17 protein-coding genes are annotated in these 19,524 nt (G+C 31.3%); 16 read left to right on the forward strand and 1 reads right to left on the reverse strand.

What is annotated here, in order from left to right; genetic code table 11:
• The first annotated feature begins 4 nt into the window (after positions 1–4).
• The 7 genes from glmU (at position 5) to P6936_RS00845 (ending at position 8,793) form a co-directional block, all read left to right on the forward strand.
• The gene (gene glmU, locus P6936_RS00815; RefSeq protein WP_276880579.1) at positions 5–1,399 is read left to right on the forward strand and encodes a bifunctional UDP-N-acetylglucosamine diphosphorylase/glucosamine-1-phosphate N-acetyltransferase GlmU; all 1,395 of its coding nucleotides are present in this window, start codon (positions 5–7) and stop codon (positions 1,397–1,399) included.
• Complete coding sequence (locus tag P6936_RS00820) at positions 1,396–2,385, forward strand: ribose-phosphate diphosphokinase (protein ID WP_004835952.1); 990 nt, start codon at positions 1,396–1,398, stop codon at positions 2,383–2,385. The genes glmU and P6936_RS00820 overlap by 4 nt, the downstream gene beginning before the upstream one ends.
• Positions 2,385–2,972, forward strand: coding sequence for an aminoacyl-tRNA hydrolase (gene pth, locus P6936_RS00825; protein ID WP_004835953.1), 588 nt, complete (start codon positions 2,385–2,387; stop codon positions 2,970–2,972). Before P6936_RS00820 ends, pth begins: the two co-directional genes overlap by 1 nt.
• Positions 2,965–6,468, forward strand: a complete 3,504-nt coding sequence (gene mfd, locus P6936_RS00830) for a transcription-repair coupling factor (RefSeq protein ID WP_276880580.1) — start codon at positions 2,965–2,967, stop codon at positions 6,466–6,468. The genes pth and mfd overlap by 8 nt, the downstream gene beginning before the upstream one ends.
• Positions 6,465–7,547 (forward strand): peptidylprolyl isomerase, encoded by a 1,083-nt coding sequence (locus tag P6936_RS00835; protein WP_276880581.1) that lies wholly within the window; start codon positions 6,465–6,467, stop codon positions 7,545–7,547. The genes mfd and P6936_RS00835 overlap by 4 nt, the downstream gene beginning before the upstream one ends.
• Positions 7,507–8,433 carry a SurA N-terminal domain-containing protein gene (locus tag P6936_RS00840; protein WP_060929558.1) on the forward strand — a complete coding sequence of 309 codons (927 nt, stop codon included), beginning with the start codon at positions 7,507–7,509 and terminating at the stop codon, positions 8,431–8,433. Before P6936_RS00835 ends, P6936_RS00840 begins: the two co-directional genes overlap by 41 nt.
• 81 nt (positions 8,434–8,514) lie before the next feature.
• Entirely contained in the window at positions 8,515–8,793 is a 279-nt protein-coding gene (locus P6936_RS00845; RefSeq protein ID WP_004835957.1) for an HU family DNA-binding protein, read from the forward strand.
• Between the two features lie 177 nt (positions 8,794–8,970).
• Here the strand turns inward: P6936_RS00845 and P6936_RS00850 are convergent, their stop codons facing one another.
• Positions 8,971–10,719 (reverse strand): Rqc2 family fibronectin-binding protein, encoded by a 1,749-nt coding sequence (locus tag P6936_RS00850; RefSeq protein WP_060929559.1) that lies wholly within the window; start codon positions 10,717–10,719, stop codon positions 8,971–8,973.
• Between the two features lie 89 nt (positions 10,720–10,808).
• Between P6936_RS00850 and gmk the strand changes: the two genes are divergently transcribed.
• The 9 genes from gmk (at position 10,809) to epsC (ending at position 19,509) form a co-directional block, all read left to right on the forward strand.
• Positions 10,809–11,417 carry a guanylate kinase gene (gene gmk / locus P6936_RS00855; protein WP_004835959.1) on the forward strand — a complete coding sequence of 203 codons (609 nt, stop codon included), beginning with the start codon at positions 10,809–10,811 and terminating at the stop codon, positions 11,415–11,417.
• On the forward strand, positions 11,410–11,598 hold the full coding sequence (rpoZ, locus tag P6936_RS00860) for a DNA-directed RNA polymerase subunit omega (RefSeq protein ID WP_004835960.1): 189 nt from the start codon (positions 11,410–11,412) through the stop codon (positions 11,596–11,598). The genes gmk and rpoZ overlap by 8 nt, the downstream gene beginning before the upstream one ends.
• Positions 11,592–12,764: a bifunctional phosphopantothenoylcysteine decarboxylase/phosphopantothenate--cysteine ligase CoaBC gene (gene coaBC, locus P6936_RS00865; RefSeq protein WP_276880582.1), complete on the forward strand. Its 1,173-nt coding sequence runs from the start codon at positions 11,592–11,594 to the stop codon at positions 12,762–12,764. Before rpoZ ends, coaBC begins: the two co-directional genes overlap by 7 nt.
• Before the next feature lie 4 nt (positions 12,765–12,768).
• Positions 12,769–15,138, forward strand: coding sequence for a primosomal protein N' (gene priA, locus P6936_RS00870; protein WP_276880583.1), 2,370 nt, complete (start codon positions 12,769–12,771; stop codon positions 15,136–15,138).
• Positions 15,139–15,147: 9 nt separating this feature from the next.
• Positions 15,148–16,335, forward strand: coding sequence for a signal recognition particle-docking protein FtsY (gene ftsY, locus P6936_RS00875; RefSeq protein ID WP_276880584.1), 1,188 nt, complete (start codon positions 15,148–15,150; stop codon positions 16,333–16,335).
• 135 nt (positions 16,336–16,470) lie between these two features.
• Positions 16,471–17,301, forward strand: a complete 831-nt coding sequence (gene rpsB, locus P6936_RS00880) for a 30S ribosomal protein S2 (RefSeq protein WP_276880585.1) — start codon at positions 16,471–16,473, stop codon at positions 17,299–17,301.
• Between the two features lie 10 nt (positions 17,302–17,311).
• Positions 17,312–17,977, forward strand: a complete 666-nt coding sequence (gene tsf, locus P6936_RS00885) for a translation elongation factor Ts (protein ID WP_060929563.1) — start codon at positions 17,312–17,314, stop codon at positions 17,975–17,977.
• A gap of 103 nt (positions 17,978–18,080) precedes the next feature.
• Positions 18,081–18,998, forward strand: a complete 918-nt coding sequence (cysK, locus tag P6936_RS00890; protein WP_276863398.1) for a cysteine synthase A — start codon at positions 18,081–18,083, stop codon at positions 18,996–18,998.
• Positions 18,985–19,509 carry a serine O-acetyltransferase EpsC gene (gene epsC / locus P6936_RS00895; RefSeq protein WP_040349302.1) on the forward strand — a complete coding sequence of 175 codons (525 nt, stop codon included), beginning with the start codon at positions 18,985–18,987 and terminating at the stop codon, positions 19,507–19,509. The genes cysK and epsC overlap by 14 nt, the downstream gene beginning before the upstream one ends.
• Positions 19,510–19,524: the final 15 nt, after the last annotated feature.

Genomic DNA, 19,524 nt, shown 5'->3' on the forward strand with positions numbered 1-19,524 from the left:
AAAGATGATAAAAGTAATTATAATGGCAGCTGGTGAAGGAACAAGGATGAAATCACATACATCTAAGGTACTTCACAAAATTTTAAATAGAGAAATCATTAGATACGTTTATGATAATAGTAAAATAGATAATTCTGAAACCATAATTATATCTGGTAAAAATAAGGATAAACTTAGTGAATTATTTCCTGATATAAAAATTATCGAACAAAAAATTGGCGACGAATTTCCCTATGGAACTGGCTATGCAGTATCTTTAGCCAAGGATTACATAGATGATAATGATGATGTCTTAGTATTAAATGGTGATATTCCTTTGATTAGCAAAGAGGCTCTTGAGGAGTTTATAGAAAATCATACTAAAAATAATAATAGTGTTTCAGTTTTATCAACAATTATTGATAATCCGACTGGCTACGGAAGAATTATTAGAGATAAAGATGGTAATTTCTTACAGATTACCGAGCATAGGGACTTAAAGGAAAATCAATTAGCTATAAATGAAGTTAATACAGGTATTTATGCTTTTAAGGGCTTTGACCTTAAAGAATCTTTGGCTAAATTAGATACTAATAACGATCAAAACGAATTATATCTTACTGATTGCGTGGAAATTTTAACTAGAGAAAATAAAAAAGCCATGGCCTTTGCTAATGAAGATTGTGATTTGTTCTATGGAATTAATAATAAAAAAGAGCTTGCTGAAGCTAGTAAAATCCTAAGAAAAAGAATTAACGAAGAGTATATGATTAATGGCGTAATAATTGAAACTCCTGAGATAGTAAGCATAGAACCAGGGGTCAAAATCGGAGAAGACACAATTATTTCAGGTAACGTTAAAATTTTAGGATCTAGCATTATAGGTTCCAATTGTACAATTGAAGGCTCTAGTAAAATTGTGGATTCTATAATTCATGATAATGTTAGAATTGACAACTCCCTTATAGAAAAATCCGAGATGGAAGATTCTAGTAATATAGGCCCTTACTCACATCTAAGACCAAATGCTAAGCTTGGCAAAAATGTCCATATAGGTAATTTTGTAGAAGTGAAAAATGCAAGTCTAGGAGAAGGATGTAAGGCAGGTCATTTAGCTTATATAGGGGATTGTGATCTGGGAGAAAATATAAATATTGGTTGCGGCGTGATTTTTGTCAACTATGATGGTAAATTTAAACATAGGTCTGTAGTTGGAGATAATGCTTTTATTGGATCAAACTCTAATATAGTAGCACCAGTTAATATTGCTCGTGAAGCCTATGTAGCAGCTGGATCAACAATAACAAGGGATATTGATAAGGGAGAATTATCAATAGAGCGTGCTGAGCAAAAGAACATCGCAGGCTATGTAGAAAAAAAGAAAAAAAGAGATTTGGAAAAATTAAAGGAGAAGAAATGACATCTAAGTGCAATCAAGGCTCTTATATTCAAAGAGGAGAATTAAAACTTTTAAGTGGAAACTCAAATGTTGCATTAGCTAAAAGTGTTGCTGAATATCTTGGTATTGAACTAACCAAGGCTGATATAGAAAAGTTTAAAGATGGTGAAATATCTATAAAACTCAATGAATCTATCAGAGGTAAGGATGTATATATAATGCAACCTACATCCAATCCAACCAATGATAATTTGATGGAATTATTAATCATGATAGATGCTTGTAGAAGAGCTTCTGCAGGTTACGTAAATGCAATAGTTCCTTACTATGGTTATGCTAGACAAGACAGAAAGACAAGAGGTCGTGAACCTATAACTGCAAAACTTGTTGCTAATTTATTAACAGTAGCGGGAGCTGACAGGGTAATAACAATGGATTTACATGCCGGACAAATCCAAGGATATTTTGATATACCAGTAGATCATTTTTCAGCTATAAGATTACTATCAACACATTTTAAAGATATAGCTTATGATAAACCAGATGAATTTGTAGTAGTAAGCCCTGACTTAGGTGGTGTAAGAAGAGCTAGAGAGTTTGCTGATTACCTAAAACTACCTATAGCTATTATCGAAAAAAGAAGACCAAAACCAAATGTATCTGAAGTTATGTCTGTAATAGGTGATTTCAAGGGTAAACATGCTATTATCGTTGATGATATGATTGATACTGCTGGAACTATTACCAATGCAGGTGATTTCTTAATTAATAGCGGGGCAAAAGATGTTTATCTAGTAGCTACCCACGGTGTATTTAGTGGTGATGCAATTCAAAAGATTAATAAATCAAATGTTAAAGAAGTAATTATCACTGATACAATTGCTCTAAGTGAAGAAAAGAGAATTCCAAAAATCACTCAAATGTCTATAGCTCCACTTCTATCTGAAGCAATTCATAGAATTAATACTTACGAGTCAATAAGCGGTCTCTTTGTGGATGGTAGATAATGTATTATATCGTAGGATTAGGCAATCCTGGATTACAATATGAAAATACTAGACATAATGTAGGTTTCTTGACTATCGACTATCTAGCAAGAAAGCACAATATTGATGTTAAAAAACTAAAATTTAAATCTCTTTATGGCCAGGGAATGATTTCTGGCCATAAAGTTATGCTAATAAAGCCACAAACATACATGAATAGTTCAGGAGAAGCAGTAAGGGAATTAAAGAGTTTCTATAAGTTCGATACAGATAAACTTATAGTTATTTATGATGATATTGATATAGATTTTGGAAGTATTAGAATTAGAAAAAAAGGATCAGCTGGTACCCATAATGGTATGAAATCAATTATATATCAAATCCAAGATGATAATTTCCCAAGAATTAAGCTTGCTGTTGGTAAAAAACCTTCTTACATGGATTTAGCTAATTTTGTACTTAGTGGTTTTACTGAAAAGGAAGCTGAAATAATTAGACAAGAGATTAGTCTTGCAAGTTGTGCAATAGAGACAATTATTGGCGATAGTATAGACAAGGCTATGAACAACTCTAATTCCATAAGGCTAGTGGATGAAAGTAATGAATGATTTACTTGATAAGATAAATTCTCTAAAACAAATACAAGAAATTGAAAATAGTATAAAATACTATTCTCCAATTTATTTATCAGGACTAACTGATGGGTTCAAGCCTCATTTAGTCCTTGCTTTGTTTAAGAAATTTGATGAGTCAATAGTTATTATAGCTGAAAATGAAAAAAGAGCTGTGAATTATCTTGATAGTATTAACGGTATAAGTGATAATGTTGCTATATTTTACCCTAGCTTGGACATTAATTTTTATAACATTAAGTCAATAGATAATAAGAAACTATCCCAAAGGATGGATGTACTAACTAAATTAGCCAAGAAAGAAAAATTTATTATTGTTACTAGTCTAGAAGCTATGACAAATAAATTGACTCCTTTAGATAAATTTAACAAGTCTTTTGTTAAAATAGGGGATGAAGATGTTATTGACATTGATAAATTTGTCAAAAAACTTTTGGAATTAAACTACAATCCTACATCTCTTGTTGAGAATAAGGGAGATTTTGCAAAGAGAGCATCAATAATTGATTTTTGGCCAGTATCTTATGACAACCCAATCCGTATAGAGCTTTTTGACGATGAGGTTGATTCTATAAGAATATTTGATAAAGATAGCCAAAGGACTTTAGAAAAAATTGACTCTTGTGAAATTAGTCCAGTTAGCGAATTACTGTATTCAGAAAATGATTATGATAAGGTGATTTCTAATATCAACAAAGATTTAGAAGCATTTAGCAAAAAAGCTGATGACAGTCTTAATCAAAAGTTAATTGATAAGTACAGGCAAATAATATCTTTCATTAAGGAGAGTTTATTTGTAGCAAATGGCGACTTAATTAATCCCTATAGGCTGGATAATTACTCTACATTTTTAGATTATATAGATAAAAATGCTATTATTGCCTTTGACGATGTTTCAAGAATATTAGATAATCACGAGCGATTTAACGAAGATTTTCTTGATAATCTGAGTCTACAGATGGAAAATGGAGAAGTCTTTAAGACTTTTGAGAATGTTAGAGTCCCATCAGCTACTATATATAAGAAACTCGAAGACTTTAGTACAATCAATTTGACATCAATCCTTAAAAAATCAAAACTCTTTAATCCAAAAAAAATTATAGAGATAAAAACGATAGAGTCTGAAAACTTCAACCAAAAAGTCGATTATTTTGTTGATAGAACAATAGAATTGGCAAACAAGGATTCGAATATACTAATATTGTCTTCAAATGACAAATCCAGGCATCAGTTACACCAGGCATATATAGAAAAAGATTTTCTAAGAGTTGGAAATTCAGATGATGGATGTGATTTTTCTGTAAATCCTATCCAAATCTCATCTAAAACGAGTAGCAGTGGATATTATTTATATGATATAAACTTTTATGTATTTACCCATAGGGAGATTTATGGTAGCGAAAGAAAGGCTAGGAGAAAAAGCAAAGCAAAAACATCATCAAGAGACATTATAAATTATTCAGACCTAGAAATTGGTGATTATGTTGTTCACGAGAATAATGGTATAGGGATTTATAAGGGCCTAGAAAAAATTGAAGTTAATAACATTGAAAAAGATTTCATAGTTATAGAATATAGGGCCAGTGATAGACTATATATCCCAGTTGATCAGATGAACCTTGTAAGTAAGTACATAGGTAGCAGAGGAGAAAATCCTAAGCTTTCATCATTAGGAACCCAAGCCTGGCAAAAAGCTAAGGCTAGAGCTAAAAGAGCAGTAGACGAAATAGCTGATGATTTGGTTGAATTGTATGCTAAAAGATCTAAAATAAAGGGTCATGCTTTTTCGTCAGATACGCCTTGGCAAAGTGAATTCGAAAATTCCTTTCCTTATGAAGAAACTTATTCACAAATCAGATCAATAGATGAAATAAAAAACGATATGGAATCAGATAAACCTATGGATAGACTCCTTTGCGGTGATGTTGGCTTTGGTAAGACTGAGGTTGCTATAAGAGCAGCCTTTAAAGCTATAATGGATGGCTTTCAAGTTGCTTTCCTTGTCCCTACTACAATTCTAGCCAACCAACATTATGAAACAATTAAAAAGAGATTTGAAAAATTTCCTGTGCATGTCGAAGTACTTTCAAGATTTAATCCTAAAGCTAAAAATAATTTGATAGTTAAGGAGCTAAAAGCTGGAAAAGTTGATTTGATTGTTGGAACTCACAGATTATTGTCTAAGGATGTAGGATATAAAAATCTAGGTTTATTAATAATCGACGAAGAACAGAGGTTTGGTGTTAAACATAAGGAAAAACTAAAAGAATTGAAATCTTCTCTCGATGTACTTACCCTATCTGCGACACCAATACCAAGAACTTTGCAAATGTCCTTATCTGGCATTAGGGATTTATCAACCCTAGATGAAGCTCCAGAAGAAAGAATGCCCGTTAATAGTTATGTGATAGAATATGATAGTGGGATTATAAAACAAGCCATTGAAAGAGAACTTAATAGGAATGGACAGGTTTATTTTGTTTATAATAGGATTAACGATATTGAAATGCTTTATAAACAGATACAAGATCTTGTTCCAGAAGCTAATATTTCTATAATCCATGGTAGGATTAGTCCAAAACAAATCGAAGAAATAATGCTCGATTTTATAGATGGAAAAATAGATATCCTCTTATCAACTACTATAATTGAAACCGGCATGGACATAGCTAATGTAAATACCATGATAGTCTACGATGCAGATACTATGGGCCTTGGACAACTTTATCAGCTTAAAGGTAGAATAGGTCGATCTAATAGATCATCATATGCCTACTTCACCTATAGGACTGGAAAAGTCTTATCCGAAATTAGCGAAAAAAGACTTAAATCTATAAGAGATTTTTCAGATTTTGGATCTGGATATAAAATAGCTATGAAGGACCTTGAATTAAGAGGAGCAGGTAACCTTTTAGGTGAAAGTCAATCTGGCCATGTGGAAGCTATTGGTTATGATTTGTATGTTAAATTCCTCCAAGAAGCAGTTGAGAAAGCTAGTGGTAAGGAAGTTGAAATAAGACAAAAGAATGATATATATATTGACATCAAAGTTGATGGCTATATACCTAATTTTTATATTGAAGATCAGGGTCAAAAGATTGAAATATACAAAAGAATATCAAACATTTTAAACCAAGAAGACTATGATGAACTAGTAGCTGAATTAATAGATGTCTATGGTGACATCCCTATAATGGTAGATAATTTAATGTATATTTCACTAATAAAATCTTTAGCAGATAAACTATCTTTTAGTGAAATTAGAGAAAAAAACGGTAATGTAAACATATATTTCGAAGATAAAGATCAATTTAGCTTCGAAGAACTAGCTGAGATTAATCAAGAATTCAAAGGTGAAATGAGCCTTGATTTGTCGACTAATCCAGCCTTTAAGATTCCAGTATCAAAAACAAAATTGCTGGATACTTATGAATTATTAAGAACTATTGAAAATATAAGGAGTATGAAATGAAAAACAAAATAATACCAGTAATGCTAATGGCATCCTTACTATTTGCAGGATGTAACCAAAACAAAGACGCTAATAAAGAAAGTGGAAATAAAACAGAACAAACAGAACAAGCTAAAGAACAAAAACTCGATGATAAAACAGTTGCTATTGTCAATGGAGAAAAAATTAGCAAAGACGACTATAAATCTGAAATGAGCTTTTATGCTTCAATGCTAGCAAGCCAACAACAACTTAAAAATTCTATCGTAACTATGATGGTTCAAGATAAATTAATTGCCAATGACATTAAGAAAAACAACATCAAAATCGATGATAAGGATGTTGATAACGCATTAATGCAATCAGTTCAAAACTTCGGTGGCCAAGAACAATTTGACAAAACACTTGACGATTACAATATGGACATCAAGAAGTTTAAGGAAACCCTTAAAAAAGATTTAATGTATAAAAAACACAGAGAATGGTTTGACGAAAATAACAAGGTAAGTGATGATGAAATTAAGAAATATTTTGAAGAGAATAAAGATCAATTTATAAAAGTTGATGCATCACACATCCTAGTTGATGACGAACAAACCGCAAAGGATATTAAAGCTAAACTTGACAATGGCGAAGATTTTGCAAAACTAGCCAAAGAGTACTCAAAAGATACTGCAAGTGCTAAAAATGGTGGAGAATTAGGTTCATTTGGCAAGGGTCAAATGGTAAAAGAATTTGAAGAAGCTGCATTTTCTATGAAAGAAGGGGAAATTAGTAATCCTGTTAAATCCCAATTTGGCTATCATATAATAAAGATTAATTCTATTAGTGATTCTTATGAGAAATCTAAAGAAGAAATAACAAAGAAAATTAAAGACAAAAAATATGCTGATTACATCAAAAAACTACACGATGAAGCTCATGTAGTGACAGAACAAGATAGTAAACAAAAAGCTAAAGATTCTAAAAAAGAATCAACAACAGAAGTAAAGACAGAAGATGCTAAAAAAGATAAAGAAAATTCTGCCAAAGACAAAGAAAATACCGATAATTCTAAAGATGAAAATAACAAAGAAGAAACTGATAAAGACAACAAGTAAGGGGTTAGTATTAGCAATTTTTTCAATAATTTTACTTACTTCCTGCTCGAAAACTAATTCTTACAACGATAATGTGATTGCTAGTGTCAATAATAAGACTATAAGCAAAGATCTGTATTCTAAAGAATTAAAGTTTTATCAAAGCTACTATAGTAAAGTCTATGGTGAAAATTTCCTCAACGAAAAAAATGACAGAGGAAAAACAAATGATGAAGTTCTAAGAGAAGATTTAGTTGATTCTATGATTAAAGATCAAGTAATGCTAAATAATCTTGAAAAACATAAAATCAAGTTAGATGATAATAAATCAAATGAGTTAAAAAAACTTATTTCAGACAAACTAAATGGTGACGATTCATTAAAAGCAAATATCAAGGCACTTGGAGTTAATGAAAATACTTTTAATGATATTATTTACAATGATTCAATCAGAAAGGCTCATTACGAGCTTTTCTTGAAAATCAATAAAATTAAAGACTCAGATGTCTTAGAATTTTATAAGAAAAATAAATACCTTCAAAAGCTATACAAGTATAATGCTTTGGTTTTTGAAGATGAACAAGAAGCAAAAATTATTAGAGATAGTATCAAAGATACCAATGATTTCAAATCTTATATAAATAAGTCTGTAAGAAATTTTTCTGTAATCAATTCTGACTTCGTTTATAATAAAGATGAGCTTTTGAGTTTATCTAAGCTTAAAAATAAAGATAAAGTCAGTGATATTATAAAATACAAAAATAAGTATTACATTTTAATGATAAATTCATTTAATGAAAATGAAAATGAGCTTTTATTAAGAGCTAAGGATATTTATTTAGAAAATTCTTATGAAACTTATCTAGATAAGCTAGTGAAAGAAAGCAATATTAAGCTTTTTGTTTGAGGAAAGCTTGCAATTAGTTTATTGCTTATGTATAATCTATCTTAGAGTTAAACAGAATTACAATGATTTATAGGAGGAAACATGAATAAATCAGAATTATTAATTAATATTTCAGAAAAAAGTGGTCTTAAAAAAAGTGAAGCAGAAAAAGCACTTAATGCTTTTCTAGAAACAGTAACTGAATCACTCATAGCAGGTGATAAGGTACAATTAGTTGGTTTTGGAACATTCGAAGTAAGAGATAGAAAAGCTCGTGAAGGAAGAAACCCTAGAAAACCTGAAGAAGTTATTCAAATCCCAGCATCTAAAGCTCCAGTATTTAAGGCTGGTAAAACTCTTAAAGAAGCTGTTAATAAATAATAGCAAACAAACTATTCTTGAAATAAAGAAGAGGATGAATATTATGTATCAACCTAATCCATTAGTGGTAGGTTGATACTTTTTTTATGCAAAAATCAATAAAAAACCTTCTAATTAGTTTACTTTCTAATTAGAAGGCAATAGCACAAATATACACATAATGTTCGTTTAATCTTTCTACTTGATTTCTTGTATATTATCAGCCAAATCAATGCTTGTATCTACTCTAATTGTCTTAAAGTCAGTATAGTATACCATTCCAGGTTTAGCTCCTTTTGCTTTATTTACATTTTTCTTTTGTGTGTAATCAATATCTATCTTACTTTTATCAGTTATAGATGAATTAACAGCTGCTAAGTAAGCCGCTATTTGAATATCTTCATCGTTTATATTCTCATTTCTTAAAATGACATGGCTTCCTGGTAAGTCCTTTATATGAAACCAATAATCATCCTTATTTGCTAGTTTAAGAGTTATATAATCATTCTGCTTGCTATTTTTCCCAACATATATATGGGAAGAATTCTCAGTGATATAGTGGAGTGGCTTAGATTTTGAAGTTATAGATTTTTTCTTATTTGATTTTTTCTTTATAATTTTATATTCTTCAAGCTCCTGTCTAATATCATCTAGTTCATCAATGCTTGATGATCTATTTATAAAATCTTTACTTTGATTAAGATATTTGAGCAGCTCTTCTTGTTTAGGTAAATCTTCTTTAGCATAGTCATAGGAGGCTTTTATTTTTTTCGATTTATTGTAAAGAGAGTTTACATTCTCCCATGGACTTAGGCTTGGATCAATGTCTATAAGAATCTTTTCATTATTGTTATAGAAGTCCAAAACATCGATATTATTATCTCCTTTTTTAAGCCTGTAGATATTTGCAGCTAAAAGATCTCCTAGTTTCTTTAGATTATCAATCTTATCCTTTTTATATAAATTATCTCTTAGAATCTTTATTTTCTTATTAACAGCCTTAATATTGGAATTTATCTTCCTATTAAGGTCATTCTTTTTCTGATTTAGTCTGTCATGGGTTTTGTTACTTGCAAAAAATTCATCAACAGCCTCACTCATAGTTTGCTTTACTTCTTCAAGGTAGCTTAAGTGAGAAAGTTTAATAGAATGATAATCTTTTATCTTATCCTTATCCTTATAAATATAGCTTTTTAACTTACCCTCTTTTAAATTACAAATAAGTCTTATAAACTCTGTATTAAGTTGAGCTTTTTCCTTTTCACTTACCAAGCCCCAATTTATCCTATCATCAATTCCAGCACTATAGACAAGCTCCTTTCCTACAGCAGGGGAGAAACCCGTAAAAAACTGCTGAAAGATTTTATAGGGAACTTGATTATCAGGTAATTTTTGATCTAGAGTTTTAATATTAAGAGTAAAAGCATCACTAGTAACATCAAGCTTACCGTCATCAATAAATTCATAAGGAAGGGATGGTAAAATTTCCCTAACAGATGACATTTGACTATTTACCCTCTTAATAGCATCAATTATCTTATAATTATCATCTACCAGTACAATATTTGAGTATTTACCCATTATTTCTATTATTAATTTTTTTGATGTATCAAAACCCATCTCATCTATTGATGCTATTGAAAAGATTACAACCCTGTCTAGACCCTTTTGTTTTATTTCTATGATTTTACCTTGGTTAATATGTTTTCTTAATACCATACAAAAATTAGGTGCTATATCTGGGTTTTCAAACTTCCTCTTAGTTATGTTTATCCTGGCTTCATTATTATTTGCACTTAAAAGTAGCTTATAACTTTTACCCATTGAGTAAAGATTAAAGACTATATCATTCTTAGAAGGTTGGCTAATCTTTTGTATCTTAGCCCCCAATAATTTCTCTTTTAATTCATTTACGATTTTTCTGGTCACTATTCCATCATAGCTCATACAATCACCTCTTATGCACTATACAATTAATTATCTATACTTGAAGTGAGAAGTTCATAAAAGTAGAATACATATAATAAGGGGGCGGAATGAAAAAGGGATTTTTATTAGTAATATCAGGTCCATCTGGTGTAGGTAAGGGTACTGTTTTGCATGACTTAATGAATACACAAAGTAACTTGGTATATTCGGTATCAGCAACTACAAGAAAGAAGAGAGATGGGGAGATAGAGGGAGTAAGTTATTTTTATAAAAGTCATGAAGAATTTGAGAAAATGATTGAAGAAGATAAGTTCCTAGAATATGCTCACGTCCATAATAACTATTATGGTACTCCCAAAGAATTTGTTGAAAACAAGATTAATGAAGGAAAAATAGTAATATTAGAAATAGATGTTCAAGGAGCTCTTAATATCAAGAAAAATACTGATAATGGAGTCTTTATTTTTTTGGCACCACCTTCACTTACAGAACTTAGAAATAGAATAGTAGGTAGGGGAACAGAAACTGATGAAGACATAAAAATCAGGATGAATAATGCTAGAAAAGAACTCGAACATATCAATGATTACGATTATTTAGTAGTAAATGACCACCTAAACTCAGCTATTACATCTGTAAATGAAATAATTAATGCAGAAAAGCATAGGGTATTTAGGGAAGATAAAATTAATTTTAAGGAGAATGACGATGAATAATCCATCTTTCAAAAAACTAAGTGAAATTAGTCCAAGTAGATATGAAATTTGTATGATGTGTGCAAAAAGAGCAAGAAGAATTGTTAATGGTTCAGCACCACTTACAGATACTATCGAGGCTAAACCTGTAACTCAAGCTCTACATGAAGTTATAGAACAGAAAGTTACCAAAAAATGCTAGAAGAAAAAAATATTCTTCTAGGTATTACTGGTGGGATAGCTTCTTATAAAATATTAGATTTGTGCTCAAGGCTAAAGAAAAAAGATGTAAATCTTAAAATAATAATGACTCCATCTGCTTGTGAATTTGTTAGACCAATGAGTTTTGAAACTATGGGTAAGTGTAGGGTATATACCGATTTATTTGAAGGAAGACACGAAACTGTCCATCATATAGATTTACCTAAATGGGCAGATGTTTTTTTGATTGCTCCAGCTAGTGCAAATACAATTGCCAAAATGGCTAATGGTATAGCAGATAATTTCCTATTATCATCATATCTTGCTTGTGATAAGGACGTAATTATTGCTCCTTCCATGAATAGCAATATGCTTAAAAACAAAGCTACAATCAAAAATATAGATAGACTCAAAAGCTATGGAGTTAGAGTTATTGAACCAGAGGCAGGTTTACTCGCTTGTAATACAGTTGGAGATGGTCGTCTTGAAGAGCCTTACAAAATTGTAGCTTACTTAGAAGATTATTTTACTAAAAAAGATTTGGCTAATAAGAAGATAATTATAAGTGCTGGACCAACCGTTGAGCCTATAGATTATGTTAGATACATTACCAATAAGTCTAGTGGAAAGATGGGTTATAATATAGCCTATGAAGCAAAAAAACGTGGAGCAGAAGTAGTATTAGTATCTGGTCCTGTTAAACCAATGGAAATTGATGGTATAACAAGGATAGAAGTTAGAACAAACAAACAGATGAAAGATACTATAGCCAAGTACTTTGATTCCTCTGACGCTTTAATTATGGCTGCAGCCCCAGTTGACTATAGGATAGAAAATCCATCTGATAAAAAGATAAAAAAAACTGGTTATAGCTTAGAATTAAATTTAATAGAAAATGCTGACATTATTAAATATTTCGCTAGTAAAAAAACCAAACAAACTATAATTGGTTTTGCTGCAGAAACTGATAATTTGATTGAAAATGCAAAGGCAAAACTAGAAAAGAAAAATCTGGATTATATTATAGCTAATGATTTAACTAGATGGGGGGCAGGCTTTGATGTTGACACAAACATCGCTTCTATTATATCGAAAAATGATATTAGAAGGTTAAATATTATGCCTAAACAAGAACTAGCTAACGAAATTTTAGATTTATTAAGGTGATATTTTGTACGCAAAAGTAATTTTAGACACAAATAGTAGATTTTTGGATAGAAGTTTCACATATAAAGTTCCTGAAAGATTTCTTGCAAGTCTTAGCCTAGCTATGCGTGTTTTAGTGCCTTTTGGTAAGTCTAACAAAGCTGTACTTGCTTTTGTTTATGAGATAACAGAAGAAATTGAAGCAGATTATAAAATTAAAGAAATTATTGACCTTGTAGATTATAGAAAGCTAATTTCAAATGAGTTAATTGATTTAGCTTTTTTTATGTCCAAAAGATATCTATCTACTATCCAAGCTTCTTTAAGGCAGGTTTTGCCGCCTACAAGTATCAAAGATATTCATGTATTTTACAAAAATATTAGTAATTTATCAAATGAATTTCTAGACTTTCTAAATGAAAAAAGGGAAATTAAAGAAATCAAAGAAAGATTCCCCGACTATAAGGAAAAACTTGATAAATACTTAGCAGATAATATTGTTAGACAAAGTTTTGATGTTAAAAGGACTCAAAAAATTCAATACATTGAGTATGCAAGACTCAATAAAGATTGTAAATTTATCCTTAATGCAAATGCTGTTAAGCAAAAGAAAATAATTGATTATCTATCAAAAAACGGTCTTACAGATGTCAAAAGCCTATTAGCAAAAAGTCCAGCTAGTAGAAGTAGTTTAAATTCTCTCGTTAATAAGAATATAATTCTTATTGAAAAGAAAGAAGCAGATAAAGAAATAAAATCCAGTTTTGATCAATATAGGAAATTTGACCTAAACGAGGAGCAAGAAAGAGCCTTTAATACTATAAAATCCAAAAAGAATGGGCATTTTCTTTTATATGGTGTGACAGGTAGTGGAAAAACCGAAATATTTCTTCAAATGGTTGAAGAAGTCATCAAAGATGGAAAAGAAGCTATAATACTAGTTCCAGAAATTTCTCTTACACCTCAAACCATTGAAAGATTCAAGGGAAGATTTAAAGAAAAAATTGCTATTATGCATTCAAGACTTACCCCAAGGGAAAAATTCAACCAATGGAGAATGATAAATAACGGAGAAGTAAAGATCGTCATAGGTGCAAGATCAGCAATATTTGCTCCCTTCAAAAATTTGGGAATTATTATAATTGACGAGGAACATGATGGTTCATATATTTCTTCAAATGATCCTAAATATCATACTGATGAGATTGCAATAAGAAGGGCAAACTATCATTCTTGTAACCTAATCTTAGCTTCGGCTACCCCATCAATAATAACCATGGATAGGGTCAAGAGAGGAGCTTTTGATCTGATAAGGCTAGAAAATAGAATAAACAATAATATGCCTATTATAGAAGTTGTAGATATGAGAGAAGAGTTAAAAAAATCAAATTATTCTATGATTTCAGAGATGCTTAGAGATGAAATAATTAAGAATCTTGAAAATAAACAACAAAGCATATTATTTTTAAATAAAGTTGGTCATGATTCATTTACATTTTGCAGAGCCTGCGGAAATGTAATCAAGTGTGAAGCATGTGATGTTGCTATGACTTACCATAAAAATGTTGACAGATTAGTCTGTCATTATTGTGGTAGAACTAAGAAGCAGCCAACAATTTGTCCAGTATGCCACTCAAAGAAGATTAAAGAATTCGGAGCTGGTACGGAGAAATTAGAAGAAGAAGTAAAACTACTTTTCCCAGAAGCTAATATAATGAGAATGGATTCAATGACTGCAACAAATAAAGAAATGTACGAAAAAATGTATAAGGGGATGAAGGAAAACAAAATTGATATCCTTTTGGGAACCCAAATGATAGCAAAAGGCCTTGATTTTAAAAATGTTTCTCTTGTAGGAATAATATCTGCTGATTTAAGCTTAAATGTAGGTGACTTTAAAGCTAATGAAACGACCTTTCAACTTCTTACTCAAGTTTCAGGTAGGGCCGGTAGGGATAAATTAGCTGGTAGGGTTGTTATACAAAGTTATAGACCTGATAACTTTGTTATTCAGGCTGCCAAGAACAATGACTATGAAAGTTTTTGCGATTATGAGTTAAATTTGAGAAAAGCTTTCAACTATCCACCCTATAAAAATCTACTTACAATTAGGATTGTTAACGAATCTAGGATTAAAACTATTGATATATCAAAAATGTTTTACAAGAGTTTATGTAGGATTACAAGAAAAGATTCTTCCATTGAAATAATAGGTCCCAACCCCTGTAAGATAGCAAGAATAAATAACAAATTTAGGTATAATATATTAATAAAAGTAAATGATAATGACCTAAATTATCTAATAAATTGCGTTAGTAAAGTACGTAAAGATTTTATAAATAAATATAAAGATACAAGTTTCATACCAGCACTTAATCCAACAGATATAAATTAAGGAGTCAGAATGTTTGATTTTTTTAAGAGGAAAAAAAATAAAGAAGAACAAGTAGAACAGATAGAAAACAAAGATAATGACTTTGCTGATTTTTCTTCGACAGAAGAATTTGAAAGCAATGAAGATATTCAAGAAAGTGAAGAAAGTTTAGTTAATGAAATAAAAGATTATGATAGTGACTATGGAAATCTAAATGAAAAAAGTGCTTTAGATGAGTCTCAAGAAGATTTCGAAGATGAAGAAGAAACAGCTTATGATCAATCAATTAGCTCAGAAAATGATAAGGGATTTTTTGCTAAACTTAAAGATGGGCTTAGCAAGACCAGGGATCAATTTACCTCTAACCTTAAAAATTTATTTACAAGAAATGTGAAGATAGATGACGATTTATATGATGAACTAGAAGAAATTTTAATTTCTGCTGATATAGGAATGACTTCCACAGTAGAAATTGTTGATGAACTTAGGGAAGAAATCAAAAAAAGAAGTATTAAAGATGTTGATTTGATATATCCAGTTTTAAAGGAAATAATGACTAGAAAATTGGATGAGAAAAATCTTGATAATGACCTAAAACTTAAAGATAACGAATTGTCAGTAATTTTGGTTATTGGGGTAAATGGCGTAGGAAAGACAACGACTATAGGAAAACTTGCTAACAATTTAAATAAGGATGGGAAAAAAGTAATGCTTGCAGCTGCTGATACCTTCAGGGCTGCTGCAATTGAACAATTAGGCGAATGGGCTCAAAGAGCCAATATTGAGATGATTTCTCACCAAGAAGGTTCAGATCCATCAGCAGTTATATTTGACGCAATTAAGTCTGCTAAGGCTAAAAACGTTGATGTTCTAATTTGTGATACAGCTGGAAGACTTCACAATAAGAAGAACTTAATGAAAGAACTAGAAAAAATTAATAAAACAATAGCAACTCACGCTAATAAGGTAAATAGAGATAATCTACTTGTACTAGATGCTACAACAGGACAAAATGCTGTTAGCCAACTAAGAGAGTTTAAAAATGTAACTGATATTTCAGGACTTATCCTAACCAAACTAGATGGAACTGCCAAGGGTGGAGTTATCTTCCCTTTACAAGTAGAATTAGAAGTTCCTGTAAAATATATTGGGGTTGGTGAAGGAATTGACGATTTAGAAAAATTTAATTCAGAATTATTTGTAGAAGCTATGTTTTAGTGTTGAAATCAAAACGAATATGTGGTATCATCAACATGTACTACGAATAAACACATCCTTGGATGATGATTTCGTTGCCTTTATTGGTTAAATCATCAGTAGAAGAGGGTGGAAGAATAAACGGAGGTAATATTTATGGCAGTAGTTTCAATGAAAAAATTATTAGAAGCTGGTGTACACTTTGGACACCAAACTAGAAGATGGAACCCTAAGATGGCTAAATACATCTTCACAGAAAGAAATGGAATCTATATTATAGATTTACAAAAAACAGCTAACCAAATAGAAGAAGCATATGCTACAGTAAGAGATATAGTTGCTGATGGCGGTAAGGTTCTATTTGTTGGTACAAAAAAACAAGCTCAAGATTCTATTGAGCAAGAAGCAAAAAGAAGTGGACAATTCTATGTATCTAACAGATGGTTAGGTGGAATGTTAACAAACTTCGGAACAATTAGACAATCAATTAATAAACTTAAAAAATATGAAGCAATGGAAGAAGACGGAACTTTCGATCTTCTACCTAAAAAAGAAGTTCTTCAAATACAAAAGGAAATGGACAGACTAGAAAAGAACCTAGGTGGTATTAAAGAAATGGAAAATCTTCCAGATGTTCTATTCGTTGTAGACCCAGGTGAAGAATCAATAGCTGTTCATGAAGCAAAAATTCTAGGAATACCTGTTGTTTCAATAGTTGACACTAACTGTGACCCAGACTTAGTTGATATCGCTATACCAGGTAATGATGATGCTATAAGAGCTGTAAAATTAATAACATCTGTAATTGCTGATGCTGTAATAGAAGCTAACCAAGGTAGTCAATTCGATGCAGCCGAAGAATTTGAAGCTGAAGAAGATGATGAAGATGTAGCTGAAGAAGAAACAGAAGACGTTTCTGATGAAGATATAAAAGAAGCAGCTGAAGAATTTAAAACTCAATCACTAGACGAAACTGAAGAAAATTAAGGAGATTACAATGGCAATTAGTGCAAAATTAGTTAAAGAATTAAGAGAAAGAACTGCCGCTGGAATGATGGATTGTAAAAAAGCATTAGAAGAAGCTAATGGTGATATTGATCAAGCTCAAAAGCTCCTTAAAGAAAAAGGACAAGCAACTCTTGACAAAAAATCTGGAAGAATTGCAGCTGAAGGTGTAATTGGATCATACATCCACAATGACAAAATCGGTGTAATTGTTGAAATCAATACAGAAACAGACTTCTCTGCAAACACAGATACAGTTAGAAATTTTGCTAAAGATATTGCTATGCACATTGCAGCAGTTAATCCTTTATTTATTTCTGAATCAGATGCTGATGAAGCAACTGTCGCAGAACAAAAAGAAATTCTTGTAAATCAAGCAATGAATGAAGCAAATGATAATATGCCTGAAGATAAGAAAAAGATGATTGCTGAAAAGAAGGTTGAAGGAAGAATGAAAAAATGGTTCTCTGAAGTTTGTCTATTAGATCAACCATTTGTTAAAAATCCTGACATCACAATTGAGCAATATCTAAGAGATACAGCAAATGATGTTGGAGAAAACATTAAAATCAGAAGATTTGCTAGATTTGAAGTTGGTGAAGGTCTAGAGAAAAAAGAAGAAGACTTTGCTAAAGAAGTTCAAAGCCAAATGAGATAGTTATTAAAAGGAGCCTATGGCTCCTTTTTTTTATTATAATTTATAGTTTTGGGGTATATATAATAAGGTATAAACAGAAATATTAAATTTGGAAAGGATTTTTATGACTATAAAAAATAACGCAAAAGAACTAATAGGTAATACTCCCTTGATCAAACTTAATTCCTTAAAGAAGGAAGGCAGAGCTGATATATACGCTAAAGTCGAAAAGAATAACGTAGCCGGCTCTATTAAGGATAGAATTGCCTTATATATGATTGAAGATGCTGAAAATAAAGGTTATCTTAAAGAAGGAGGTACTATTGTTGAGCCTACAAGCGGTAATACTGGTGTAGCACTTGCTGCTCTTGCTGCTTGTAAGGGTTATAAACTTATACTTACCATGCCTGCTTCTATGAGCATTGAAAGAGCAAAATTGGCTATGGCTTATGGAGCAAAAGTAATTAGGACAAGTGAAAGAGGCCTTCAAGGTTCCTATGACAAGGCTAAAGAATTGTCTGAAGAAAATGGTTATTTTTTTCCTGATCAATTCTCAAATCCAGCTAATGTAAGAGCTCATTATGAAACAACTGGTCCAGAAATTTTAAAAGAACTTACACCTGATGCTTTTATTGCTGGAGTAGGTACTGGTGGAACTGTTACGGGTATAGGAAAAAGGCTTAAAGAACATAACAAAGAAACAAAGGTTTATGCGATAGAACCAAAAGAAAGTCCACTTCTTTCTGGTGGAAAGGCAGGAGGACATAAGATACAAGGAATCGGAGGAAATTTTATACCTCCTAACTTAGATTTTAATATACTTGATGGAATTGTTGATGTTCGTTCAGATGATGCAATTAAGATGAGTAGGAAGCTTGCCAAAGACGAAGGGTTAGCAGTTGGTATATCATCAGGAGCTAATGTATGTGGAGCTATAGAAATAGCTGACAAATTAGGAGAAGGGAAATCAGTAGTAACAGTTCTTCCAGATACAGGAGAAAGATACCTATCTACTGAATTGTATGAAAATGAACAGTTATAAAAAATATAAGGAAGAGCTAATAGATAACGCTCTTAGGAAAGATCCTGCATTAAAAAGCAGAGAAGAAGCAGCACTTTTCTCCCCTGGCATCAGAGCCTTGATGTATCATTGGTATGCCCACAAACTTTTCTTGGAAGGAAGTCTTTATGAAGCTCAAGAGATTGCCTATAAGTCACGAATTGAGACTGGTATCGAAATCCATCCAGGAGCAAAAATTGGAAGAAGATGCTATATAGATCATGGTATGGGGGTCGTTATAGGTGAAACAGCTGAAATAGGTGATGATTGTTTGATTTACCACTCAGTTACCCTAGGCGGAGTTTCAAGCAAAAAAGGTAAAAGACATCCAACTGTTGGAAATAATGTTTTAATTGGAGCTGGCGCAGTCTTGTTAGGTGATATTGTAATAGGTGATAATGTAAAAATCGGTGCCAATGCAGTTGTATTAACAGATGTTCCTTCAAATGCTACAGCTGTTGGTGCACCTGCCAAAATAATTATTAAAGGTTAGTCTTTACCTGTACTT

Source organism: Anaerococcus tetradius, assembly GCF_947087635.1.
GTDB lineage: Bacteria > Bacillota > Clostridia > Tissierellales > Peptoniphilaceae > Anaerococcus > Anaerococcus tetradius.